General features: G+C 65.8%; 21 protein-coding genes. 4 read left to right on the top strand and 17 right to left on the bottom strand.

Annotated features, from left to right (window positions below; genetic code table 11):
• Positions 1 to 269: 269 nt before the first annotated feature.
• Both ACKN61_RS04260 and ACKN61_RS04255 read left to right on the top strand, forming a co-directional pair.
• Entirely contained in the window at positions 270 to 755 is a 486-nt protein-coding gene (locus tag ACKN61_RS04260; RefSeq protein WP_408952450.1) for a hypothetical protein, read from the top strand.
• A 144-nt stretch (positions 756 to 899) separates the two neighbouring features.
• Positions 900 to 2,084, top strand: a complete 1,185-nt coding sequence (locus ACKN61_RS04255; protein ID WP_408952449.1) for a hypothetical protein — start codon at positions 900 to 902, stop codon at positions 2,082 to 2,084.
• 68 nt (positions 2,085 to 2,152) lie between these two features.
• On the opposite strand, the gene ACKN61_RS04250 is transcribed toward ACKN61_RS04255, so the two are convergent.
• The 4 genes from ACKN61_RS04250 to ACKN61_RS04235 form a co-directional block, all read right to left on the bottom strand.
• Positions 2,153 to 3,067, bottom strand: a complete 915-nt coding sequence (locus ACKN61_RS04250) for a lysylphosphatidylglycerol synthase domain-containing protein (RefSeq protein WP_408952448.1) — start codon at positions 3,065 to 3,067, stop codon at positions 2,153 to 2,155.
• Complete coding sequence (locus ACKN61_RS04245; RefSeq protein WP_408952447.1) at positions 3,054 to 4,115, bottom strand: glycosyltransferase family 4 protein; 1,062 nt, start codon at positions 4,113 to 4,115, stop codon at positions 3,054 to 3,056. Before ACKN61_RS04245 ends, ACKN61_RS04250 begins: the two co-directional genes overlap by 14 nt.
• A complete protein-coding gene (locus ACKN61_RS04240; protein WP_408952446.1) occupies positions 4,097 to 5,155 on the bottom strand; it encodes a glycosyltransferase family 2 protein in 1,059 nt (352 codons plus the stop codon). Before ACKN61_RS04240 ends, ACKN61_RS04245 begins: the two co-directional genes overlap by 19 nt.
• A 109-nt stretch (positions 5,156 to 5,264) precedes the next feature.
• A complete protein-coding gene (locus tag ACKN61_RS04235; RefSeq protein WP_408952445.1) occupies positions 5,265 to 7,349 on the bottom strand; it encodes a hypothetical protein in 2,085 nt (694 codons plus the stop codon).
• A gap of 417 nt (positions 7,350 to 7,766) precedes the next feature.
• Here ACKN61_RS04235 and ACKN61_RS04230 point away from each other — a divergent pair, with 417 nt between their 5' ends.
• A complete protein-coding gene (locus ACKN61_RS04230; protein ID WP_408952444.1) occupies positions 7,767 to 8,264 on the top strand; it encodes a hypothetical protein in 498 nt (165 codons plus the stop codon).
• 194 nt (positions 8,265 to 8,458) lie between these two features.
• Here ACKN61_RS04230 and ACKN61_RS04225 read toward each other — a convergent pair whose 3' ends face one another.
• From ACKN61_RS04225 to ACKN61_RS04205, 5 genes are all read right to left on the bottom strand, one after another.
• Positions 8,459 to 9,271 carry a hypothetical protein gene (locus ACKN61_RS04225; protein WP_408952443.1) on the bottom strand — a complete coding sequence of 271 codons (813 nt, stop codon included), beginning with the start codon at positions 9,269 to 9,271 and terminating at the stop codon, positions 8,459 to 8,461.
• Positions 9,272 to 9,490: 219 nt separating this feature from the next.
• Entirely contained in the window at positions 9,491 to 10,303 is an 813-nt protein-coding gene (locus ACKN61_RS04220; protein ID WP_408952442.1) for a hypothetical protein, read from the bottom strand.
• Positions 10,304 to 10,696: 393 nt separating this feature from the next.
• Positions 10,697 to 11,095 carry a hypothetical protein gene (locus tag ACKN61_RS04215; protein WP_408952441.1) on the bottom strand — a complete coding sequence of 133 codons (399 nt, stop codon included), beginning with the start codon at positions 11,093 to 11,095 and terminating at the stop codon, positions 10,697 to 10,699.
• A 138-nt stretch (positions 11,096 to 11,233) separates the two neighbouring features.
• The gene (locus tag ACKN61_RS04210; protein WP_408952440.1) at positions 11,234 to 11,857 is read right to left on the bottom strand and encodes a hypothetical protein; all 624 of its coding nucleotides are present in this window, start codon (positions 11,855 to 11,857) and stop codon (positions 11,234 to 11,236) included.
• A 44-nt stretch (positions 11,858 to 11,901) separates the two neighbouring features.
• Positions 11,902 to 12,690: a DUF899 domain-containing protein gene (locus ACKN61_RS04205; protein WP_408952439.1), complete on the bottom strand. Its 789-nt coding sequence runs from the start codon at positions 12,688 to 12,690 to the stop codon at positions 11,902 to 11,904.
• A 43-nt stretch (positions 12,691 to 12,733) separates the two neighbouring features.
• On the opposite strand from ACKN61_RS04205, the gene ACKN61_RS04200 reads away from it, so the two are divergent.
• Positions 12,734 to 12,880 carry a hypothetical protein gene (locus ACKN61_RS04200; RefSeq protein WP_408952438.1) on the top strand — a complete coding sequence of 49 codons (147 nt, stop codon included), beginning with the start codon at positions 12,734 to 12,736 and terminating at the stop codon, positions 12,878 to 12,880.
• A gap of 96 nt (positions 12,881 to 12,976) precedes the next feature.
• On the opposite strand, the gene ACKN61_RS04195 is transcribed toward ACKN61_RS04200, so the two are convergent.
• The 8 genes from ACKN61_RS04195 to ACKN61_RS04160 form a co-directional block, all read right to left on the bottom strand.
• Positions 12,977 to 13,657, bottom strand: a complete 681-nt coding sequence (locus tag ACKN61_RS04195) for a glutamine cyclotransferase (protein WP_408952437.1) — start codon at positions 13,655 to 13,657, stop codon at positions 12,977 to 12,979.
• Between the two features lie 46 nt (positions 13,658 to 13,703).
• Entirely contained in the window at positions 13,704 to 14,924 is a 1,221-nt protein-coding gene (locus tag ACKN61_RS04190) for a helix-turn-helix domain-containing protein (RefSeq protein ID WP_408952436.1), read from the bottom strand.
• A gap of 151 nt (positions 14,925 to 15,075) precedes the next feature.
• A complete protein-coding gene (locus ACKN61_RS04185; RefSeq protein WP_408952435.1) occupies positions 15,076 to 15,444 on the bottom strand; it encodes a hypothetical protein in 369 nt (122 codons plus the stop codon).
• 77 nt (positions 15,445 to 15,521) lie between these two features.
• Entirely contained in the window at positions 15,522 to 16,460 is a 939-nt protein-coding gene (locus tag ACKN61_RS04180) for a DUF6929 family protein (protein ID WP_408952434.1), read from the bottom strand.
• 483 nt (positions 16,461 to 16,943) lie between these two features.
• Positions 16,944 to 18,203, bottom strand: coding sequence for a delta-60 repeat domain-containing protein (locus ACKN61_RS04175; protein ID WP_408952433.1), 1,260 nt, complete (start codon positions 18,201 to 18,203; stop codon positions 16,944 to 16,946).
• A gap of 596 nt (positions 18,204 to 18,799) precedes the next feature.
• Positions 18,800 to 19,591 carry an NrdJb gene (locus ACKN61_RS04170; protein ID WP_408952432.1) on the bottom strand — a complete coding sequence of 264 codons (792 nt, stop codon included), beginning with the start codon at positions 19,589 to 19,591 and terminating at the stop codon, positions 18,800 to 18,802.
• Between the two features lie 154 nt (positions 19,592 to 19,745).
• Positions 19,746 to 20,297 (bottom strand): hypothetical protein, encoded by a 552-nt coding sequence (locus ACKN61_RS04165; RefSeq protein WP_031372041.1) that lies wholly within the window; start codon positions 20,295 to 20,297, stop codon positions 19,746 to 19,748.
• A 270-nt stretch (positions 20,298 to 20,567) separates the two neighbouring features.
• Positions 20,568 to 22,721, bottom strand: a complete 2,154-nt coding sequence (locus ACKN61_RS04160; RefSeq protein WP_408952431.1) for an adenosylcobalamin-dependent ribonucleoside-diphosphate reductase — start codon at positions 22,719 to 22,721, stop codon at positions 20,568 to 20,570.
• Between the last annotated feature and the right edge of the window lie 284 nt (positions 22,722 to 23,005).

Here is a 23,005-nt window from a genome sequence, read left to right as displayed (position 1 = left end):
TTGCAAAATAGATACACGCCGCAGCGGCGCGCTTTGCTCGCGTGAAGAAACGTACACGGCTAGAACCTCGTTTTTCATGAGTCCGCGGTTGCACTACATGGCCGCGATTCAAACAGTCATCGTTCGCGCGTCCGTTTACCGCAGCGGGTCACGTTATTCACTGAGTTGAAGCGATACAACGTGGGCCGTTATCGAGCTGGAATCGCATCGACCCTCTCGAGTTCGAACCGAGATACGAGACGGTCGATAACCACAAACAGGGGGTGGCCATGGCCGCAACGAAGCGCCTTCCTACGGCGCTGCTGGGTTGTGCAGTCTTCGCTATCGCGGTCTTGGCAGTCAGGCCGCTATGGAACAAGAACACTCCCGATACCCGCTCCGATGCCGGAACGCACAGGGCCGACAGCGCCATCGGCGCAGCGCCCAGCACCTCCGGCGGGGCCCACTCCACCGACGCCGAAACGGTTGCGATCCGCCGCACCGAGGCGATCGCGGCAGAGCGCGTGCGCAGCGCAGCGCCGCAAGCGCAACCGCCGCAGACCTATATCGGCCCGGATGGCAAGCCGCATCCCATCGTCTACAACCAGGGCCTGAGCCTGTCGCCGGGTGCGCGCGAACGCCTCAAGAAAGAGCTGCTCGTGGAAATGCGCGAGCGGCCCGATGCGGTGGCGAAGATCTACGAGATGAGCGAGGAAGACATCGCCGCCGTGGTCGCAGGCAAGAAACCTTTCCCGGAAGCCTTGCTCAACCAATGAAGAAACTCGCGCCCATTGCCGGCAGTCGGTGGCGGTGAGCGGAGCGTTGGACCGAACGTCCCATCAGCGGATGGGATCCCACGTGGGGTTGGAGCGACGATCCATGAGCGCGCTCATGGCACTAAGGACGAGAGGATTTCGACTATGAAAGCCTATAAGTTTTTTCTGTTGGCCACCGCATTGCTAGGGGGTAATGCTCTGGCGCAAAGCAACGATGGATACGGCACGACGATCCGGGTACCGCTGGTAGTCAACAGCGGCAGCTATGCCACGACCGTGTTCGTGCGCAACGGCGGCAGCTCCGACGCCAACGTGCAGGTCACCTACTACGGCGCCACCGGCACGCCCTTGCCCGGCCCTCGCCCCTGCACCTCGTTGACGGTACCGGCCGGCACGGTGGTCGAGCGATCGCTGGCGACGCTGTGCGGCATTACGCCTGCGGCAACCAGCAACTACGGTCAGCTCTCGCTGGTCGAGCAGAGCCCGGAGAATATCCCGATCTCGGCCTATACCCGCATCCAGGCCGTCAGCGGCCAGGGCTTCTCGGTCGAGGGCTACAAGATCGGTTCGCTGATCGGAGGCCCCGGCACGTCCAGCGCCACGGGCCTGCGTCGGCAGGCGGCCTCACCGGGCTACCAGACCAACTGCTTCATCGGCTCGGTCGGCGAGGCGGTGACCGTCAGCTGGTCGTTGAAGACCGCCAACGGTTCGTTGCTCGGCAATCCGCAAGTGACCAACCTTGCCGCCAACGACACCTTGCGCGTGCTCGACGTATTCGCCGGCGTCGGCGCACCGGCCGGCGATTACAGCAACGTGCAGGCGACCTTCAGCGAGACCACCGCCGGCTCCAATCCTGGTTTCGTCGCCTATTGCACGGTGCAGGAGAACATCAATTTCGACGGCGACTTCCGTATCGCCAAGGAAAGCGACCCGGAAGACCTGCGCTCGAAGAAGGTCGGCGTATCCACCAGCAGCCCGCTTGGCGGGATACTCGGCCTGTTGAGCGGCCAGGACCAGCTCGGCCTGTATCTGCAGCATCCCGACTGGGTGCAGTGCCGCATCACCGGCGCCAATGCCTCGCAGTTGGAAATGCGCCTGGAGGATCCGCAGGGCAACGTCGTCGCCGGCGGCAACAACATCAGCTCGTTCCAGAAGGTATATCTGGGCGAACGCAGCACGCGCAACAACGGCGTCAACGGCTTGTGGGTCCTCAAGGTCGAATCGCGCGGCCTGTTGGCGCTCTCCCTGTCCTACGCGGTGGCCTGTGAAAGCGGCAACGGCTCGAACCCGCCGCTGTTCATCGGGCACACGCCCACCGAAGAGTTCTGAGTTCCGATCCGTCGGTGAATCGTCTCCGCCCGCAGCCGCGGGCGGAGCTTTACGAAAGAACAAGACGCTCAGCGCCGGCGACTGCCGGCAGCGAGCGCCAGCAGCGCGACGCTCCCCTCCCCGGCCGTGATCGCCACGCGCCAAGCCACCGCCAGCATCGCCGCATTGCCCGGGCCGAGCGCCGGGCTCAGGCACCAGAACAGCCCGGCCTCGCGCACGCCTAATCCGGCCGGGACGAACAGGGCGGCGACACCCGCCAAGCCGGCGAAACACAGCGCGGCCGACAACTGCAGCCATCCCAATTGCAAGCCGAAGCCGTCTGCGAGGGTCGCGAATGCGGCGCACATCGCCAGGTAAGCTGCGAACTGCGCGAGCCACGCGCGCAGCAGTGCGGCAGGTGCCGGCGGTGCGCTGTTCCATGCCGCCAGGGAGGCCGGCAGGCGTACACGCACCGCCGCCGGCAACCGTCTCAGCGCCGCGATCGCCGTCAAGACGAACGCGGCCGCCACGAAACCGCACCGAAACCACCAGCCAAGCGTGGCCGGCAGCGCCGCCGGCGCGCACGCGGCGGCGATCAGGGCGCTGATGCCCAGCGACAGCAATTGCTCGCGCACGAACAACACGAACACCGCGCCTACATGGCGCTCCTCGCCGTACAACGCGCCGCGGGCGACGCCTTGCCAGATCTTGCCCGGCAGGTATTTCGCCATCAGGCTCTGCCCCCAGCGCAACTGGTCGGCGACGAGACTGGCGCGCTCCACGCGTCCGCGCGCGAGCACGTGCCAGCTCAGACCGAACAAACCCTGCACCAGCACGCACAGGATCAACGCCGCGGCGATGTGGGCGACATCCATTCGCCGCCACAGCGGCAGCAGCTCGTCGTGCCGCTGCCATATCTGCAGCGCGACCAGGACGAAGGCAGCCAAACCCAGCGCCAGGCCCAGCATCCTGCCGTAACCCGAGAACGGGTTACGCCAGTTCATCGAGCCGTTCGGCATAACGGCGGCCCATGCCGGCCCAGGAAGATCGGGCCGCGACATGCGCTTGCGCTCGTTCGCCCAGTTCGCGCAAAACCATCGGATCGACGCACAGCCGTTCGAGCGTCTCGCACCAGGCCTGCGCATCCTGGGGCGGCAGCAGAAGGCCGGTGTCCGGCTCGCAGACCGCATCGCGCAGGCCTTCCAGGTCGGCGGCGAGTACATAGCGCCGGCTCATGCCCGCTTCCAACGCAACCAGGCCGAAGCCTTCCGGATCGCCTTCGACCCTCAGGTTCGGCATCAGCACCAGATCGCTTTGCGCGAGCAAGCGAAACTTAGTGGCCTCGTCGACGTCGCCGTGCAGACGAATGCGTTCGCCCAGGCCGTGCTGCGCCATGGCCGCTTCCAGGTCGGCGCGGTCCGGTCCATCGCCGACGACGTCCAGATGCCATTGCGCGTGCGCCTCCCCCAACCGCGGCATCACCTCGCGCACGAACCAGAGCACACCCTTCCGGCGCACCAACCGACCGAGGATCAGCAGGCGCCGCTCGGACCGTGCGGGAACCGGCGCCGCGAACGGCGGCGGCCCGACACCGGGGTGGATCAGCGCGCAGCGCGCCTCGTCGACGCCATGCTCGCGCAACACGCCCTGGACGAAACGGCTGATGCAGATGTACAGGTCGAACCGCCGCCAGAAGAACCTGCGCAGGTATCCGCGATAGAACCGATGCGGGTAGGTGACGTCGAGGCCGTGGACCACGACCGCCACCGGCACGCCGGCCCACTGCGCCGGCACCGCGAGGAAACTCAAGACCGGGTCGCCGATCAGCAGCACCCTCACTTGTCCGCGCAAGAGCCCCCAGCTCAAGCGCGCCAAGGCCCAGGCAGCGAACAAGGGCAAGCCCCACTGCCCGCGCCGCCAGCGCACCAGGGTCAGCGGCGCCAAGGCCGCCAGTTCGTCGGCGATGTGGAAACTCAAGCGCTGCATGCCTCCCCGATCGGGGAGGAACTTGCGGGTGATGTACCACAACGCACTCAAGCGTTCGGGCGCCATTCGCTGCGACGATGGCTTTGTTGCTGCTCCTCCAGCAACCGCCGGTTGACCGCGAGTTGGTTGGCGAGCAAGCCCAGGGCCGCGCCGATCGTGCTGATCAGGATCAGCATCGCGGCGAGGATCAGGGACTGCACGTGGCCCTCGCCCTGGCCGCGCAGATAATCGAAAGCGAACGATGCGCCAATGGCGATGCCGGCCGTCGCGCACACCGCGGAAGGCAGCAGGAAGAACTCCAGCGGCCGATAGGTCAGGAACGTACGCAAGATGGTCAGCATCGAACGGCCGACGTAGCGCGGCACGCTGCGGATCAGGCGCGAGGGACGCGTGGGCGGATTGACCTCGACCGGCAGGCCCTTGACGCGCAATCCGGTCTGCCCGGCCTGGATCAGGGTTTCGAGGGTATAGGTATAGCGGGAATAGATGTTCAATCGCATCGCGGCATCGCGACTGTAAGCGCGAAAGCCGCTGGTGGCGTCGTCGATGCGCAGGCCCGAGATCAGGCGCACGACGCCGCTGCCGAAACGCTGCAGCCGCTTCTTCCACCATGGGAAGTGGTCGATGCGTTCGATCGGCCGGCAGCCGACCACGATATCCGCCTGTCCGGCCAGAATGGCGGCGACCAGGGCCGGAATCGCGCCGGCGTCGTACTGATTGTCGGCATCCAGGTTGACGATGATGTCGGCGCCGCGTCGGCAGGCCGCTTCGAGCCCCGCCGAAAAGGCCCGCGCCAGCCCTCGGTTCTCGGGCAACCGCAGCACCGCATGCACGCCGTGGGCAATCGCGACCGATACGGTCTCGTCGGTCGAGCCGTCGTCGATCACCAGCCATTCCACCTCATCGACCCCCGGCAGGGCGGACGGCAAATCGGCGAGCGTGCCGGGCAACTGATCGGCTTCATCGCGACAAGGTATCTGGATCACGACCTTGATGGCCTTGCGCGTTTCGCGAACACCGACGATCGCGATCGGAGCGGAATCGGCCGTGCCATCGAACTTGCCGCCGACGGCGCCATCGGCGCGGAGAAACCTGCGTGCGGTCATGACGATCTCCTGACAGATGCTGCGGCGGTCCACCGCAGCGGGCTTGCCGGCGCTTCCTGGCCGGTCGCGCCGTTCCGGGCGCAGGGTGTCGGACGGATAGCGGGTCAGTTCATTCGCCGACCCTGGTGATGCGCCACTCGCTGCGTTCTTCGTGCGTGCCCCGGGCCGGCGCGACGAAGGCGGTGTTGCGGCGAACCCGGACGATCGCGGCATCGGCCAGGGGCTGGGCCTGCGGCCCTTCGATCGGTTGCACCCGCGGGTGCACGATCAAACAGGAACGACGTGGTCCCGTGCACGAAGCGGCCAAACCCAGACTGGCGGCGGTATAGGGAGGCGCAGCCGGCGTCAGCTGCGCCACGCTGCGGCCGAAGCCCGTCAGCAACGCACTGGTCAACGGACCGGAGCCTACGACATAGCTGATCCGATCGGTCGGCAGCGCCTGCGCGATCGCGCCGATCTGCGCCACCATCTGCGCGTCTTCGCGCAGGAACAGGGTCTCGCGCTGCCGCGAGAGCAGGCTGATGGTCAGTGCGACCATGCTGAACACGACCACCGCGCTCTGCTGCGGACGGGTCAAACCTGCGTTGAGCCGAGACGCGGCGAACGCGGCCAACAGGATGCAGGCCGGAAACACCGCCGGCACCCAGCGCCGCGCCGCCCAGATGTGATCGGGCGAGATCATCGGCCGCCACAGATACACCGCCATCGGGATCAACAGGAACAGCAGCGCCCATACGTTCGCCGGGCTCAGCTTCTTGCGCAGCGCCAGCCACAGGCCGAGCGAGGCGCCGATGCCGGCCATCAGCACCACCGCTCCGGACAGGTACGCCGAAAGATTGATCAGGCTGACTTCGCGATAGTCGCGGGTGCCGTTCAATTGCGGCACCAGCTTGGACTCGATCAAGGCATAAGGCTGCATGTCCGGGCGCAGCCACAGCGCGTAGACGAACACCGCGATGAAGCCGATCGCGACCGGCCAGGCCAGTCGCGCGGCATGCCGCGTCGACAGCCTCAGCCCCGGATGACGGCCCAGCAGCACCGTGGCGATGCCGCACAACGCGGTCGCCGCGACGGCGGGCACCACCAGGTCGGCCAGCCCGGTCAGGTAGGTGCGCACGAACAGGCCGAAGTAAAGCAAGGCGACGGCATTGACGAAATAACAACCCAGAGCGACCGCGTGCAGGGCCGCAGCGACGCGACTGCCGCGCTGCAGGCGCCCGGCCGCCACCAGGGCCAGCGACGCGGCCGCGATCGCCAAGGGGAACACCACCGCATCGATGCGCACGAAGGTGGCCATGCCGATCAGGCCGCCGGCGACCAGGCCAATGGCGTGCGAGCCGCGGCTCAGGGCGATCATCGCCGTGAATACGCCGTTGAGCAGGAACCACGCGCACAAGGGCTCGCTGAGCGTATTGCGCGACACCCACACCTGCGCCGGCTGGAACGCGAACACCGCGAGCGCGGCCACCGCCCACAGGCGTCGTCCCGGCGGCAGAAAGCGCGCAGCCAGGGCATAGAACGCCAGGCAGTTGGCTATCCCCAGCAAGGCGTTGAAGCGGAAGATGCCCATGGGGCCCAGCAACGAGGCCAGCATCGTCATCCATACCGGCGTGGCGGCCGAGAACTGGAACGTCCAATGCGAGCCGGTCGGATAGATGCCCGGCAGTTCGGCCGCTCGCCCCTGCGCGATGGCGAGGATGCCGGGTTCCCGGGCCAGGCCCATGCGCTCCAGATCGATCGCCGAGCCACCGGTACGCAACAGGTGCAGGGCATGCTGGGCGTAGATACCCTCGTCGCGTTCGCCGAGCAGGCTCTCCTTCGGAAAGAACGCATACAAAAAACCGGCGGCGGCGACGATCGCCGCAATGAGAATCATCCGGAACCGAAACGACAGCAGAATCGCTTTCCAGTTTTTCCCGGCCGCGACGATCTTGTTCCAGGGGCGCGCGCCCCAACTCCAGCAGGCCAACACCGCCCAACCGGCGGCCCCGATGGCGACCGGGACGAAGATGCCCGACACGGCCAAGGCCATCAGCAGCAGGGTCAGGCTGGCGCTGCCCACGCAGATCACCGACAACGGGCTCGAACGCAGTGGCCGCAGCGCATCGTGGCCGACCAGGGCAAGCGTCCATACGCCCATCGGATAGATCGCCGACCAAACGCCGAACTCCGCCAGCGCCTTCAGATATTCCATCGGCTGCCCCTTAATGGAATAACGAGTCTACTTAGCGCGCACCGCTTGAACTGCACAGCCCGTCAAGCTTCACGACCGCTGCCATCGAGCGTTGCGCAGGGGCCGACCGCGATGACAGCCGCCGCCGCACCATCGTCATAACATGCTCGCAACTCGAAGCGCCCGGCCGCCGCGTCCGCCTGCTGCCGCCCACGCCACGCCGGGCGAGACTTGATGAACACTCGGTCGTCGAGGAAACGCTTCGGGCATCCGCACCCTGTTCATCGCCGACAGCGAAACGCTTGGCCCTGCTTAACCGGGACAAGAGTTTCGTATGACCCGGGCTCCCGCCGCGCCGGCATGCGATTAATCTGTCCGCCTGCCCTCGGCTCGATGCCCAAGGGCTGGCTACCTTTCGGTTTCAATGGATGCCACGCCGTGACCAGAAAACTCGCCTGCCTGTGCCTGCTCGCGCTGCTGCTCGGCGGATGCCGTACCGGTCCGAATGAACGCACGCCCGAAAAGACGCTGCCGATCGAAGCGCCGTTGCCGCCCAGCGTCACACCCGGCGAGTTCCTGATCGAGGCCGACAAGCTCGACACCTGGAACGCGCTCGGCCAGATCGCGGTACGAACGCCCGGCGTCGAGTACGAAGGCCGGGCGCAGATCATGGATATCTACAGTCTGCGTTATCGCGGGGTCGCGTTCATGGCGCTGACCAAATCGGTGCTGTTGTCGGACACGATCAAGCGCACCACCACCCGGGTCACTGCGACCACGCTCGACGGCAAGCCGATCGACAGCAAGCCGGTCACGGAGTTTCTCGCCCTGCTGCAGCGCGAGCTGCCGGCGGAGATCGAAAGCGTGCGCGCCAAGCAGGCAGCGCAGAAGAAGGCCAAGGCTAAAGGCAAGGCGAAGAAGAAAAAGAAGAAGTGAAACGGGCGCGGGCTAAGCCCGGCCGGATATGACCCAGCGGCGCGCATTCCCGGCGCGCCTTGATGCCTCGCACGGTGTGGCTTGTTTCCGCCATCGGTGTTGCAGAAGCCTTTGCAGCACAACGCAGCGCCCGAGTCGTTACCGCCACCGCAGGGGCCTGCGGCAGCGCTGTTCACCCGGACGGCCGAGCTCGCTCAGGCCTGGTGGATCTCGATCTCGCGATCGAAGCCGTTCGTTTGCGCGGCCGGGACATTGCCCGGAAGCGCGCCGAGCACGGCACCACCGGCGACCTTGCACGACGGCAGTGCCGCTTTGCCGCTCATCGCGCTCGGCAGTGGCGGCACCACGAAACCCACGGGAAAGGCCGCGACCGCGCTCATCGGGTAAGTACCGAGATTCGCCGCGGCCGTCGCAGTCGATACGTTGACCGGTTTCAGGATCCTCACCGCCCGCCAGAGCATGCGAATGAACTCGGGCGCGTAGGAATACAGGTTCTGCGTGTTGGTCGTAGCCGTATTCGAGAACGGATTCGCCGAGCTCTGCACGCAGCAGTAGAGGCCGTACCAGGCGTCGCGCTGGCCGCCGATTTCGTACTGATAACTCGCGGCCAGGAAGGCGTCCATATAGGCTTCGACCGTCGCCTGGTTCGCGTAGGCCGGCGCAGTCAGCGGCACGAGGTTTTGCCAGCTATTGCCGGCGCCGCCCCAGCGCCCGTTGAGCATGTGCGCGCGGACCCAGGTGTTGAGGTTGTGCTGGGTAAACGTCAGCGGCGGCCCGCCGGCGAGCAACCGGTCCCAGGGCGCTCCGTCCGCAGTCGGCACGTTGTTGCCCTGCTGCCCCGGCATGATGAGATCCGGCCCGAGCACGGCCGTAGCCGACGTGGCGCCGAAATTCGCGGCTTGGCGGACCGCGACCGGCCCGGTCCGATATTGCGTCGCGACGAAGATAGGCTGGTTGGTGCTCCAATGCGGGTTGTTGGGCGCACCGGTGTAGACGATCCTGCTCATGAGGGCTTCCTGTCGGTCGTGGACCCGGGCATCGGAACCGGATACGCAACCGACACGTTACTCTCACGTTGGGCGGGTGTCCGCAGCGCAGGTCGCTTCAAGCCCTCGCAGATGGATGCAAGGCCGTCGAGTGGCGACGGCCTGCCCGGATACGCACCGCATCGGACGCGATGTCCTGATTCGGCTGCGCTTTGCGTTTGCGAGATCGCCTTGGCAAGCTCAGTTCTGGTGGACTTCGATGCCGCCGTCGAAACCGTTCCCTTGCGCGGCGGGGAAGTTGCCCGGGGCCGCGCCGAGCACCGCGCCGCCGGCGGCATTGCCCGGGGGCAGGGTCGCCGTGCCGTTCATCGCGTTCGGCAGCGGCGGCACCACGAAACCCGCGGGGAAAGCCGCCACAGCATTCATCGGGTAGGCACCAATGTTCGCGGCGGCCGTCGCCGTCGATACGTTGACCGGCTTCAGAATCCTCACCGCGCGCCAAAGGATGCGGATGAACTCGGGCGCATAGGAATACAGGTTCTGGTTGTTGGTCATGGTCGCATCCGAGAACGGATTCACCGAGCTTTGCACGCAGTAGTAGAGGCCGTACCAGGCATCGCGTTGGCCGCCGGTCTCGTAGGCGTAACTCGCGGCGAGGAAGGCGTCCATATAGGCCTCGACCGTCGCATGGTTGGCGTTCGCCCCGGTCGTGAGCGGCACCAGGTTCTGCCAGGTATTGCCCGGGCCGCCCCAACGCCCGTTGATCATGTGCCCGCGGATCCAGGTGTTGACGTTGTCCTGGGTGAAGGTCAGCGGCGGCCCGCCGGCCAATAACTGATCCCAGGGCGCACCGCCGGCGGTCGGCAGGTTGTTGCCCTGCTGCCCCGGCATGATCAGATCGGGGCCGAGGATGGCGGCCACCGCCGATGCGCCGAAGTTGGCGATCTGGCGGACCGCGACCGGTCCGGCCTGGTACTGCGCGCCGAGAAAAATCGGCTGGTTGGTGCTCCAGTGCGGATTGTTCGGCGCACCGGTGTAGATGATTCTGCTCATGATGGCTACCTGTCGGGTCGTGGAATCGGCGATCGAAACCGGATGCCGCACAGGACGCATCGCTCTTGCGGTGCGCAGCGATCCGAAGCGGCCGCCGTCGCACCGTCCCATCATCGAGGGATTGGAATACGGAGTCGCGCGACGACACGGGCTCGCTCGGTAGAAACGCAGAGGCCGTCGCGTTGTGAAAGCGCACGCCTCGCATCCGACTGCATGAGGACCTACGACACAGAGTCGTCCGCTACGCAACTAACTGCAGGTATCGAGCTCGCCGCCTTGCGTCGGCGGGCGAACGAGATTCGACTTTTTTCCCCCCTGCATTCCTGACTAAAAGCTCAAAACAGGCGCCAATCGAGCACAGGCATGCTTAGTCAGATCAGATTTCGTGGCCTCTCAACCCTTCGGACAGGGCGAACCCCACATCTCGACATACAGTTGTCGAATCATTGGGGAAATGTAAGGCCATGCCCAAACCTTATCGTGGTCTTCGACATTCCACATCAGATTTTCCGCATAAGCGACATCGATGAGTTGCCGTATATGGCTTGAACCCGATTGATACTGTTCGGCCATGAAACCGGTATGTCTTTCAACGACATCCGAATTTCGTTCGCGAACCGCATCGGTCGTCCTGTCGGCGAATGCTTCTATCCAGGTATATGGATTCGCTTCGAGGTCCGACCCGGTGCAACCTCTTTCCATGAGGCATCGGTCCGTTCGCTCTGCGTCCGTGCGAAATCCAGCGCGAATCTGACGTACTAGTTCATTCTCTTCTTCGATCTCTGGACTCATCCCGTTCCTGCTCCAGTTGCCCCGACGAGAGCTTATTGAACATACGGATGTCCAGCAAACCAGGGCCGGCAATCGCATCGGGGCACTTGCAGACGAACATCTGGCGTCTTGCAAGACGACCAAGAGCCTGCCGGAAACCTAGCGCAACGCCATCAACAGCACTCCGGTGACTGCCAATATCGCGGCCCAGACGCGGCCGGCGTCCATGCCGCTCAGACGATGGGCCTGCGCGGCGATGCCGCGCGACACCGCAGCGGCGATGACGCCGGTGGTGGCCAGGGTCGCGGCCATGTGCAAAGCCACGGCGGCGAAGGCCAATAGCAACGAACCCGACGCGGTGATCTCACGCGCCGGGCTGCCGGACAAACACATCGGCACCAAGGCCGGCACCAGCATCAAGCCGCTGCCGTGCACGGTCGCCATCAGGAACGACCAGAGCGCGATGCCGGCGCCACCGACACGCAGGTCGCGCGGCGCGCGCTGTCGGGCGCCGCGCAGCCACCGATACGAGGCCACGCACAGCAGCAGGGCGCCGGCGACGCCCTGGACTTGCGCACGATCCATCTGCAGTCCCTGCGCGAACGCATAGGCCACGATCGCGATCGACAGCACGTGGCCGATCGCGATCGGCAACAGCGCGCGCCAGACCTGGGTCCTGTCGCGCACGCCGCAAGCGGCGGCGAACATCCAACCGGTCGCCGGGCTCAACCCGTGCAGGGCGCCGAGGCCGGCGACCACCATCCACGGCCACAGACTCGCCATGACGCCTTCCTCGAAGCCAGATCGGCGGACTCAGTTCGGCGGGTTCAGTCGTGCGTCTGGCAGCACGAACCGGGCGCGGCCGCCGGCGTTGTCGCGGATGCGGGCTCGTAGCGGTCGTGGTGCCGCACCCATTCCATCGGATAGCTCAACGCCTCTTCGTTGCGGCCCTTGGGCGTGAGATCGATCAGCGGATAGGCGCCCATCATCACCTCCACGCCGCGTCCGTATCGCGAATAGGTATGGAAGACCTCGCCCGCCTCGTCCTTATAGAACACGCTGACGCCGGGCGCTTCCACGTGCGGGAACGCTTGCACGGTGTAGTTGTAGGGCACCTCGCCGCTTGCGACTTCCTCGGCGGTGAAGCTGACGCCGAAATCATGATTGAAGTCGTTGCCGTGCGAGGACACCCAGGAAAATTTCCAGCCCATGCGCTGGCGGAAGCGTTCGATATCGGCCAGCGGCGCGCGCGAGACGACCACCAGGCTGACGTCGCGCTGCGCCAGGTGCGGGTTGGCGCCGTCGTTATGGTCGGCCATGTAGGAACAGCTCTTGCAGCCCTGCTCCCAACCCGGCGCAAACATGAAGTGCTGCACCAGCAACTGACGGCGGCCGTCGAACAGTTCGGCGAGGCTGCGCGGACCTTGCAAGGTATCGAAGACATAGTCCTTGTCGACGCGCACCCAGGGCAGCGCGCGTCGCGCGCCGGCGATCTCGTCGCCGAGGCGCGTCAGCTCCTTTTCGCGCGCCAGCAACTTCATGCGTTCGGCCGTCCAGCGGTCCCTGGATACGACACGGTGATGGAGGGCATTCAATTCGGCAGTGACGGTGTTCATGGCGTGCTCCCAGGCTCGATGAGCCGATTGATGTTGAAATGGCATGGATTTCGATCAACGCACCGCTCACCCCGCGAGGCGTGGCGGTTGTGTCGGGTGCTCGGTCGTCGGGGCGAACGCATCCATCGGCACAGGCGTGTTCGGCCTGCGCGCTGAGTTCGTCAGCAAGCGTCGCTTCGGCGTCGGCTGAAGGGCTTCGGCACTGCCTCATGCTCGAGGCAGGCCAAGCGAGCGATGCCGCTTCGCTGTCCGCCGCCTGTCGCGACGGCGGACCAGCGGCCTGCGATCAGGCCGCGGCGCGTCCCGGACGTCGCACGGCGCGGACTTTTCCGCTGCCTCCGCCGCCGCAATAGAACAGGTCCGCGCCATCGGACTCGAGCCCGCTGACGTTGACGCCCGGCGGCAGCTCCAGGCACTCCAGCACCGTGCCGTCGGCGGGGTCGATGCGGCGAATCTCGCTGTCGTCGCCTTCCCAGGTGGCATGCCACAGCTCGCCGTCGACCCAGGTCACGCCGGTGACGAAGCGATTGGATTCGATCGAACGAATCACCGCACCGGTTTGCGGGTCGACCTGGTGGATCTTGCGATCGCGGTACTGGCCCACCCACAGACTGCCTTCGGCCCAGGTGAGCCCGGAATCGCCGCCGTTGCCCGGTGCCGGGATCGAGGCCACGACCTTGCCGGTGGCGGGCTCGATCTTGTCGATGCGGGCCTCCGCGATCTGGTACAGGTAAGTGCCATCGAAGGCCGTGCCTGCATCGCAGGCGACGTCGAGCGAATCCATGGGCTCGCCGCTGGCCGGGTCGAAAGCGACCAACTTGGCCCCGGTCGCGGCCCATACCCGGCGGCCGTCGTAGGTCACGCCGCCTACCCGCTCGGTGCCGCCGAACGGCCCGTACTCGCGCACGACCTGCGCTGCGCGCGTGGTGGCCGGGCGGCTGCCGGGCTTGTTTGCGTTGCTGCTCATCGCTGGCTCCTCGTGGCGCAAGTCGGGTCGGCGCCTGCAAACGACTCTATTCAATCGGCAGCGCGGCCGGGAGTAACAAGATCGTCGTGAATCCGGCCAAGGGCGGCGCCAGCCAACGTTGCGCCCGCGCGCGGCCGATCGAACGCACCCGTCCGGCGGCTTCGAGCTCGGCCAGCGCACGCTGGACGGTGCGCTGACTGGCGCCCAGCGCCAGCGACAGGGCCGAAGTCGACCAAGCCGCGCCATCGGAAAGCAGCGCCAGCAGCGAGGCCTGCTCGCCGTCGATCGGCGGCGCCAACACGACGACAGCGCGCCCCTCGTGCGGCTTGAGGACGAAGCCGCGCGCGCTCGCCTCGATTTGCGCGAAGCGGCCGACCAGCGAACGCAAGCGGCCGATCTCGACACGCAGCCGCGCGCGATGGGTCTCGTCGGGACGGCGGGTGCGGAATGCACGCTCGATCAGCACTTCCCGCTCGACATCGCCCGGCCAGGCCTCGGCGAGTGTGAGCGCCAAGGCGAACAACACCGGCCGCCGCGTCAGCGCTTGCCATGACCCGCCGGCGCGGATGCCGCGGCGGCAAGCGTCGACCACCAGCGCATCCGTCTCCATCAGTGCGGCCACTTCGTCGAGGCGCAGCGCCTGCTCGCCGTCGGCGGAAAGTCGGCGAGCGGCGGGGCGATCCAATGCCCGCCTCGCCTCGCTCACCTCGGCCGACAACGCCGGCACGCCGGCGCGAGCGGCCGCCGCTTGCGCGCGATCGAGCGCCGCGCGCGCGACCTCGGTATGCAGCGAACGCAGCGACAACTCCGCGGAAGTCAGCTCGGCCATCGCCGCAAGCGACGCCGGCAAAGGCTGCGCGTCGAGCTTCGCCAACGCAGCCGCGGCCTCATCGAGCCGACCGAGCAACAACAGACGGCGCGCCGCGATCAACCACGCCTGCAGCGCATTGGCGCGATCGGCACGCGCCTCCAAGGTCGCCGCCGCGGCGGTCAAGGCCCGCGGCGAACCGCCGAGATCGCGCATCGCCAGCGCCACCTCGGCCTCGGCCACGACGCAACGCGCCCGCGCCAATTCCTCGTGGCTGCCGAAACCGCGCACCGCACGCCGCAACAGCTCGCGGGCGCGCGGATGATCCCCCAGTTGGGCCATGGCGATGCCGCGCAAGGCCAAGGCCGGCGGATCGTCGCGCAGCGCGACCCGCTTGAGCGCACCCAGCGCATCGCCGGCGGCGAGTGCGCGTGCGGAGGCGGCGATCAGGGAGTCCATGGGGACAGGCTACCTCGCGGCAGTCTCCGGCGTTTGTGACTGTTTCGGTGCGGGGCGCCGGCCGTTCGAAATTGGCCCTATGACCACGCCAGCAGCGGGCTGAACCATGAATCTGCGACTGGTGCGCGGCCACGGCATCAACACTGATCCATCAGACGCTATTGGCAAGCTTCGGCAACAGAAAGAACCCGACCGCCACGGCCCCGAGCAGGAACACGCCGACGTGGTAGTTGACGATGGCAAGCGACGAAACCCAGTACAGCTTGGACTCGCGCGGCTTGGCGCGAAGCAAAGTCAGCAATGCCAGCGCGGCCGACACCAGCAGCGCGCCGAAGCACAGCAGCGCGCTGTTCTGCATCAGCCAGACGGTCGTGAGCGAGAACGCGGGCGCATGACCTCCCAGAGAGGCTGGATAGGCCGAGGTATAACTGGCCAGTACGCCGGAAGCGATCGTATGCGCGGCAAACAGGACGGCACAGCTGGCGAGGTAGAAGAGCGTGGTGAGGACTAGCTTGATCATTCCGTTGCACCTCGTGTCCAAGTCGAGCCACGGATAGCGCGATCCCGCCAGGCTCCTGCGACCTCGTCGATCGACGGCTACCGCGCCTGCGGGTGGTACCCGGGCGGAGGCCATCGCAGACGGCGGAGCCCTGATGGCACGCCGGGGTCGTCGGCATCGGTCGTCAGCCAGAGCCTGCCTTGCTCATCGAAAGCGATTCCCTCCGCCTTGTAGCCGCCATCCAACTGGCCCGTCCACGCCACCTTGCCGCTCGGCTCGCAGGCCACCAACACGGCCCCGGCGCATCGGCCGTCGTCGTAGGCGTTCGAGGTATTTTCCGCCACGGCACTGAGCAGCCAGCCGCCGTTCTCGAGAGGAGTCGCATCGGTAATGCCGATAGGCACCTCGCCTATCCGGCCCAGATCGAGTTCGGTGAAACGCACCGGCGGCACCTCTGCCGCGCCCTCATCGGCCATTAGAAAACCCATCGTCAGGCTCAGGTCGAGGCGAAAGCATCCGTTCACCGGAGCGTTCCGGTTCGCCCGGCTGAACAAGCACAAGTCGTCGCCCTGCACGAGCCCGGCCTCGATGTTCAACTCTCCGACATGACGGCGCAGCGCCTCATGCAGTCGCGCCAGGGAAACCGCTCGCGCGGCGCCCTCAACGCTGCCGTTCGCGGCCAGACCGACGACATAGGCGAAGTCGCGTTGCGCGCGCGAACCCGAGCCCCAGGCAACCAACATCGGCGCACGGCCCTCGTTCCCCGGCACATGGAAGAGCGCCTCCAGGTCCCTCTTCCGGCGCTTCCGCTCCGCGGGATCCGTCGGCAGCCGCGCGTCCAGGAGCGGCAGCATCCGCAACGCCCCGGCTTCCACATCGGCGCGTCGCAACGCGACCAGGTGATGCTCGTCGTCGGCGACGATGTAGAACCAGTCGCCCACGATCGCCAGGCCGCTGGCCGAGCTGATATGCGGCTGCCCCCGGGGATGCCAGGCCGGGTCGATTTCCAGGGAGCGAACTAGCGTCGAGAGGATCATTGCTGGAGGGAATACGAGATCTCGGATTATGTCCACTCGGGGTCGTGGGCGGCCCTGGTTGGGCCAATGCCCCGCTGCATAACGGCCATGATACGTCGCTGGACCGACGCACCCGCTTCTCTCACCCCGGCAATGAGGCGGCCAGGAAGACAGGCACCGTCGGTTCCACGGTACGCCTCAGCCACGCTCCAGCCTACGGGGATCTGAGCAATTCGGAATCGACTTCGGTTGACGAATGATGCCTTCGACATGGCTGGACAAACCGGGGCTTGCGAAGCTGCTATCGGTCGCAAGCCGTCTGCCGGAAAAGGAAATGGGGCTCCACCGAGCCCCATTTGGTTACCGACAACGGCCGTGCGCCCAACTAACGCCTACAGGGGCCGCACACAGCCATGGGCTTTCCCAGGAGTCCCTCTCCCCCGCATCGGGCGAGAGGGACTGTTCCTGATGCCACCGTTGAAGATGGCAATCTCGAGCGGCAGTTTATTGATAGCGCGCAACAACGAAGGTCGCCGGCGAGTTGCCATAGCCCGCTACGACGATTTTGCCGTCGCCTTGCAGGGCAAGCCCTTGAACAGCGGCATTCGCGCTACCGACGGTGGTGGCGACGGGCCCGAAGCTGCCGTCCTGGTTGCCGTACTGGTCGTAACGATTCAAGGTCAACTGGCGGTAGCTGCCCGCCTTGGAGTAGCCGCCGACAATGATTCCCCCGTTGGCGTCGATGGCGACATCGCTGCCGATCGCATCGCCGCTACCGATGGCGGTAAGGACCTTGCCGGTGCCGGATCCAAAGTAGCTGTCCAGCGCGCCGGTGCTCGTGTAACGAACCGCAGCAAATCGGTAGTAGCCGGCGCTCGTGCTTTTCGCGTAACCCGCGGCGACGATGTTGCCATCGCTTTGAATCGCGAGCGAAGTGGCGATGGCGGAGTTGCCGCTGGAAGTGCCGTCCACATGGGTCAGGACTTTACCGCCGGTGCCGAACGTGATGTCCAGCGCGCCATTCGTGGTGTAACGCGTCAACGCGAACACAGTGCCGCCGCTCGACGCGTAGCCGGCCAGCACGGGCTTACCATCCGCCTGGATGACCAGGCTGTTGGCGAAGGCAGAGCCGGTGCCGACTGTCGAGGTGACGGTGCCGGAACCGCTGCCGAAGCTGTAATCCAAGGTCCCGCCGCTGGTAAGGCGCGCCAGCGCAAAGCCGGAACCGGCATAGCCCGCAACCCAGATCGAGCTGCCCTGTACGGCAACGGCGTTGGCTTCCGAAGCGCCCGCGTAGAAATTGACGGTCGCCTTGCCCGAGCTGCCGAAGGTGGTGTCCAGCGAACCGTCCGTGTTGTAGCGATAAACGGTGAAGTTGCGGGTGGACGTGAAGTTCGGACACGAAGTACCTGCAACGACAATCTTGCCATCCGCCTGCAGGGCGAGCGCGCGCGCCTGTCCCGAGCAGCTGCCCGATGGCGTGGTGGTGACCTTGCCGGTACCGTTGAAGCTCGTATCCAGAACGCCACTGGTCGTATAACGCGCCAGTGCGAACTCACCGAGTGCGGTCTGGCCGGCGGCGACGATCCGCCCGTCCGGCTGGATGACAACCCGGGCCGCGGCGCCGTAGTTGCCGAATGCGGTGGAGGTGATGCCTGCCGAACCGAACGTGGGGTCCAGCGACGCGGCCTGTGCGGGCGTTGCAAATGCGCTGATGGCACTGATGGCCACGGCAAACGATACCTTCATCGTACTGTTGATCACTGCTGACTCTCCTTGTTGACTGCGATTGAATCCATTCTTGGCTCGACTCATACACCGCCGCTTGCTGTGCAGCGGCGGCGTGACGAGTGCGCAAGATTTTGAAGGCGGCTGCGAGGCGGCGCCGCTTGCCGAAGGTATCCGTGCTTGATTACAGGCATCGCGCAAGTAGCCGTGCAGCACGATGTAGATTGATCTATCGCACTGACGTAGCCGCACTCCCCCATGTACCGGACCAGGGTCACCCACTGCCCTGTTTCTCGGTCCAGGACATGTTTATGCGTGCGATGGTGCGCAGCCCCCCGATTCTGCGCGACACTCAGCGGATACCCCGTTGCTAAGTGTGCCCCAGGCAAATCTCCGTCGTTGAGACGTTCCCGAGACATGGGCTACCCAGCGCTTGGGAGCGCGGAGCCCAAGCTTTCATAGCCCCGCGGTCCGCCTTGGGCAGAAGCAGTTCGTCAAAAAGAAAATGGGGCTCCGGAGAGCCCCACAGGTACTAGCAACTTCTAGGCAACCGTATCAGCGACTTCTGGGTCCCCACAGCGGCTTTAAGGCCAGCGCACATCAGATGCACTCCGTCGCGGACCCGACCACCCTCAGCCGCACTTCGAATACCCGCAGTTCAAGCAGGTCGCGCAGCCGTCCATCAGGACCAGGGCCTTGGTGCTGCACTTGTGGCACAGGGTCGCGGTCGGCGGGAAGGAGGCGCCTTCGCCGGTCACGGCGACGTCCTCGCTGCGCGACTCGACGGCGGCGGATGCGGCGGCCGGGGTTACGTCAGAGTTTTTTTTTGAGCCGCGCTGCTCGTAGGCGGCGCGCTTTTCGGCGATGAGGGCGCGCTGGGCGTCGCTCATTTCCGGGTCGTGGATCATGCCGATCGACTTGAGGTGGTCCTCGACGATGGCGCCCATCTCGGCGACCAGGGACGGCATGTAGACGCCGCCGGCCTTGAAATAGCCGCCGCGCGGGTCGAACACGGCCTTCATTTCGTCGACCAGGAAGGTCACGTCGCCGCCCTTGCGGAACACGGCGGACATGATGCGGGTCAGCGCGACGATCCACTGGAAGTGGTCCATGTTCTTCGAGTTGATGAAGATCTCGAAGGGACGGCGCGACTCGTGCTCGGTGCCGGCGTTGAGGACGATGTCGTTGATGGTCACGTACAAGGCGTGCTCGAACAGCGGCGATTTGATCTTATAGGTGGAGCCGATCAGGATCTCGGGGCGCTCGATGCGCTCGTGCATCTGGATGACGTCGGCCACCGGCAGTTCGTCGGCCTTGGCGGCCGCGGCGGCGCTGGCTGCGGAGACCTTCGCGGCTTCCTTGTTCTTGTCTTCCAGGCTGACGACGCTGTAGCCCTTGATTTTCTTTTCGATCTTGACGGCCATGGGCCCGACTCCTGGTGCTTCGTGCTTGTTCTTGTGTGGTGGCGCTGAACGGGTGACGCGGATACTTAGGGGACCGGACGGTTCCGGCCGGCGGCCGGCGCCCCGACCCTCTCCCGCGGCGCGGGAGAGGGCGGAAACGCGAGGCGCCTATCGATCAACGCTTCTTCGCGGCCTTCTTGGCAGCCTTCTTCGCCGGTGCCTTCTTCGCGGTCTTCTTTACCGCAGCCTTCTTGGCGGCCTTCTTCACTGCAGCTTTCTTGGCGGGCGCCTTCTTGGCCGCTGCCTTCTTCGCCGGAGCCTTCTTGGCGGTCGCCTTCTTGACGGCCTTGGCCGCCTTCTTCGCTACCTTCTTGACCGCCTTGGTCGCCTTCTTCGCGGCCTTTTTCACGGCTTTCTTGGCCGTGGCTTTCTTGGTCGCTTTCTTGGCGGCCTTCTTCGCAGCCTTCTTGGCCGGCTTCTTGCCGGTGGCCTTGGCCTTCAGCGCGGTCGCTTCCTTCTTGGCCTTGGCGCTGGCGGTCGCGAGCTTCTTCTTGGCCGTGCCGACGGCCTTCTTGGCGGCCTTGCGGGCCTTGGTCGCGGTCTTCTTGACCGAAGCCACGGCTTCCTCGGCGCGGTTGGCGATGGCGCTGCCGATGTTGGACGCCGTTTCTTTGACGTTCTCGGCGGCCTGGGTCAGGGTCGCCGTCACTCCATTACCGTTGCTCATGGTGCCCTCCTCGTGGGCGTTTTTTCTAATGGGCGGTACGTACGCGGTACGTGTAATCGGGGTCTTGCCGGAGCGATGCTATACCTGCTGCGCGGGCGTAGACAGGGGTCGGTCTTCAGCGCCCGAGGCCGTCGCGGCGAAACCCGGCGGATGAACGCGGAATCGGCCTGAATTCCGCGTCCGGCGTAACGGCCGCCGTGCCCGTACTGCGTGATCGTACTGACCTGCCGCGCGCGCCCGGCGGACCGGGCGGGCGCTCAAGTGCGCCGATCAGAACTTGCCGTAATAGCCTTCCTTGAGCGCGTCGAACAGGTTCGCGGCGGTGTGCATCTCGCCGTCGTACTCGATCTGTTCGTTGCCCTTGACCTCCAGCACGCTGCCGTCTTCGAGCTCGAAGCGGTAGGTGGTGTTTTCCAGGTCGGCTTCCTTGACCAGCACGCCCTGGAAGGCGGCCGGGTTGAAGCGGAAGGTGGTGCAGCCCTTGAGGCCCTGCTCGTGGGCGTAGCGGTAGATGTCCTTGAAGTCCTCGTACGGGTAGTCCGTGGGGACGTTCGCGGTCTTGGAAATCGAGCTGTCGACCCACTTCTGCGCGGCCGCCTGGACGTCGACGTGCTCCTTCGGGGTGATGTCGTCGGCGGAAATGAAGTAGTCGGGCAGCTTGGCCTCGGCTTCCTCGCTGAACGGCATCGCCTTGGCGTTGATCAGCTCGCGGTAGGCCAGCAGCTCGAAGGAATAGACGTCGACCTTTTCCTTGGACTTCTTGCCTTCGCGGATGACGTTGCGGCTGTAGTGGTGGGCGAACGAGGGCTCGATGCCGTTGGAGGCGTTGTTGGCCAGCGACAGGGAAATGGTGCCGGTCGGGGCGATCGAGCTGTGGTGGGTGAAGCGGGCGCCGATGTCGGCCAGTTCCTCGACCAGCTCCGGGGCCACGCCGGCCACCCGCTGCATGTAGCGCGAGTACTTGGCGTGCAGGACCTTGCCCGGGATCTCCTGGCCGATCTTCCAGCCGTCGGCCTTCATCTCCGGGCGCTTGCGCAGCATCTCGGCGGTGACGGCGAAGCGCTCTTCCATGATCGGGGCCGGGCCCTTCTCCTTGGACAGGGCCAGGCCCATTTCCCAACCGGCCACGGCCATTTCGCGGGCGATGCGGTCGGTGAACTCGCAGGACTCGGCCGAACCGTACTTCATGCGCAGCATGGTCACGGTGCTGCCCAGACCGAGGAAGCCCATGCCGTGGCGGCGCTTGCGCATGATCTCGGCGCGCTGCTGTTCCAGCGGCAGGCCGTTGACCTCGACCACGTTGTCGAGCATGCGGGTGAACACGCGCACGACTTCCTTGTATTCCTCCCAATCGAACTCGGCCCGATCGGTGAAGGCGTTGCGGACGAACTTGGTCAGGTTGACCGAGCCCAGCAGGCAGGCGCCGTACGGCGGCAGCGGTTGCTCGCCGCAGGGGTTGGTCGCGCGGATGGTCTCGCACCACCAGTTGTTGTTCATCTCGTTGACGCGGTCGATCAGGATGAACCCGGGCTCGGCGTAGTCGTACGTCGAGACCATGATCATGTCCCACAGGTGGCGGGCGCGAATGTGGCCGTAGATCTTGCACGCGACCAGGCCGTCCTCGCGGACCACGTAGTTGCGGGTGGTCGGCCAGTCGCGCCAGACGACCTGGTTCGGGTCTTCCAGGTCGACGTCGCCCTGTTCCTTGATGTTGACCGGGAACACCAGCGGCCAGTCGGCATCAAGTTTGACCGCCTCCATGAAGCCGTCGGTGATCAGCAGCGACAGGTTGAACTGGCGCAGACGGCCGTCTTCGCGCTTGGCGCGGATGAAGTCCTTCACGTCCGGGTGGCTGACGTCGAAGGTGCCCATCTGGGCGCCGCGGCGGCCGCCGGCCGAGGACACGGTGAAACACATCTTGTCGTAGATATCCATGAAGGACATCGGACCGGAGGTGTAGGCGCCGGCGCCGGCGACGAAGGCGCCGCGCGGACGCAGGGTGCTGAATTCGTAGCCGATGCCGCAGCCCGCCTTGAGGGTCAGGCCGGCTTCGTGGACCTTCTCGAGGATGCCGTCCATCGAGTCTTCGATGGTGCCCGAGACGGTGCAGTTGATCGTCGAGGTGGCGGGCTTGTGCTCCAGCGCGCCGGCGTTGGAGGTGATGCGGCCGGCCGGGATGGCGCCGCGACGCAGCGCCCAGACGAAACGCTCGTACCAGTACTGTTGCTTCTCGGCGCTGGGCTCGGCGTCGGCCAGGGCGCGTGCGACGCGTTGGTAGGTGGCGTCGATATCGCTATCGACCGCTTCGCCGCTCTTGGTCTTGAGGCGGTATTTCTTGTCCCAGATGTCCTGGGACGCGGGTTGCAGGGCGATGTCTTTATCTGCCACCGCGTTCTTGACCGCCTCGAGGCGCACCGTGCTCATGCCTGTTTCGTCTCCTGAATCTTGACGGCGGGCCGTTCGGTTGCGCCCGCCATCGGTGGTTTCTTTTTGTACGTGGTAACCGGGGTTTATCTAAAGCCGGTGTCTGTCTGAGGTGGTGCGTGTTGCGGGTGGAACGGGTCTTCGTCGAGACCTGGGTCGAATCGGTAACCGGGGCGTTGCGTTCGCTCTACTGCCGTCAGCTGATCCATGTATCTATCGAGTCGCGCGTGTACAGCGTGTTGCGGGATGCAGCGGTTATTGCCGCCTGGCGCCGGCAGGCCGGA

This window comes from Lysobacter sp. Hz25 (genome assembly GCF_046097045.1).
Classification (GTDB): domain Bacteria; phylum Pseudomonadota; class Gammaproteobacteria; order Xanthomonadales; family Xanthomonadaceae; genus Lysobacter; species Lysobacter antibioticus_B.
This window is presented reverse-complemented; position numbering and strand designations above follow the sequence as displayed.

Bases quoted from the DNA above. Each gene is read 5' to 3' on its own strand.
- ACKN61_RS04170 (WP_408952432.1), bottom strand. From the start codon at position 19,591: ATGGCCGTCAAGATCGAAAAGAAAATCAAGGGCTACAGCGTCGTCAGC.
- ACKN61_RS04220 (WP_408952442.1), bottom strand. From the start codon at position 10,303: ATGAGCAGAATCATCTACACCGGTGCGCCGAACAATCCGCACTGGAGC.
- ACKN61_RS04205 (WP_408952439.1), bottom strand. From the start codon at position 12,690: ATGAACACCGTCACTGCCGAATTGAATGCCCTCCATCACCGTGTCGTA.
- ACKN61_RS04215 (WP_408952441.1), bottom strand. From the start codon at position 11,095: ATGAGTCCAGAGATCGAAGAAGAGAATGAACTAGTACGTCAGATTCGC.
- ACKN61_RS04160 (WP_408952431.1), bottom strand. From the start codon at position 22,721: ATGAGCACGGTGCGCCTCGAGGCGGTCAAGAACGCGGTGGCAGATAAA.
- ACKN61_RS04200 (WP_408952438.1), top strand. From the start codon at position 12,734: ATGGATTTCGATCAACGCACCGCTCACCCCGCGAGGCGTGGCGGTTGT.
- ACKN61_RS04210 (WP_408952440.1), bottom strand. From the start codon at position 11,857: ATGGCGAGTCTGTGGCCGTGGATGGTGGTCGCCGGCCTCGGCGCCCTG.
- ACKN61_RS04185 (WP_408952435.1), bottom strand. From the start codon at position 15,444: ATGATCAAGCTAGTCCTCACCACGCTCTTCTACCTCGCCAGCTGTGCC.
- ACKN61_RS04195 (WP_408952437.1), bottom strand. From the start codon at position 13,657: ATGAGCAGCAACGCAAACAAGCCCGGCAGCCGCCCGGCCACCACGCGC.
- ACKN61_RS04225 (WP_408952443.1), bottom strand. From the start codon at position 9,271: ATGAGCAGGATCGTCTACACCGGTGCGCCCAACAACCCGCATTGGAGC.
- ACKN61_RS04165 (WP_031372041.1), bottom strand. From the start codon at position 20,297: ATGAGCAACGGTAATGGAGTGACGGCGACCCTGACCCAGGCCGCCGAG.
- ACKN61_RS04240 (WP_408952446.1), bottom strand. From the start codon at position 5,155: ATGACCGCACGCAGGTTTCTCCGCGCCGATGGCGCCGTCGGCGGCAAG.
- ACKN61_RS04250 (WP_408952448.1), bottom strand. From the start codon at position 3,067: ATGAACTGGCGTAACCCGTTCTCGGGTTACGGCAGGATGCTGGGCCTG.
- ACKN61_RS04190 (WP_408952436.1), bottom strand. From the start codon at position 14,924: ATGGACTCCCTGATCGCCGCCTCCGCACGCGCACTCGCCGCCGGCGAT.
- ACKN61_RS04245 (WP_408952447.1), bottom strand. From the start codon at position 4,115: ATGGCGCCCGAACGCTTGAGTGCGTTGTGGTACATCACCCGCAAGTTC.
- ACKN61_RS04180 (WP_408952434.1), bottom strand. From the start codon at position 16,460: ATGATCCTCTCGACGCTAGTTCGCTCCCTGGAAATCGACCCGGCCTGG.
- ACKN61_RS04260 (WP_408952450.1), top strand. From the start codon at position 270: ATGGCCGCAACGAAGCGCCTTCCTACGGCGCTGCTGGGTTGTGCAGTC.
- ACKN61_RS04255 (WP_408952449.1), top strand. From the start codon at position 900: ATGAAAGCCTATAAGTTTTTTCTGTTGGCCACCGCATTGCTAGGGGGT.
- ACKN61_RS04235 (WP_408952445.1), bottom strand. From the start codon at position 7,349: ATGGAATATCTGAAGGCGCTGGCGGAGTTCGGCGTTTGGTCGGCGATC.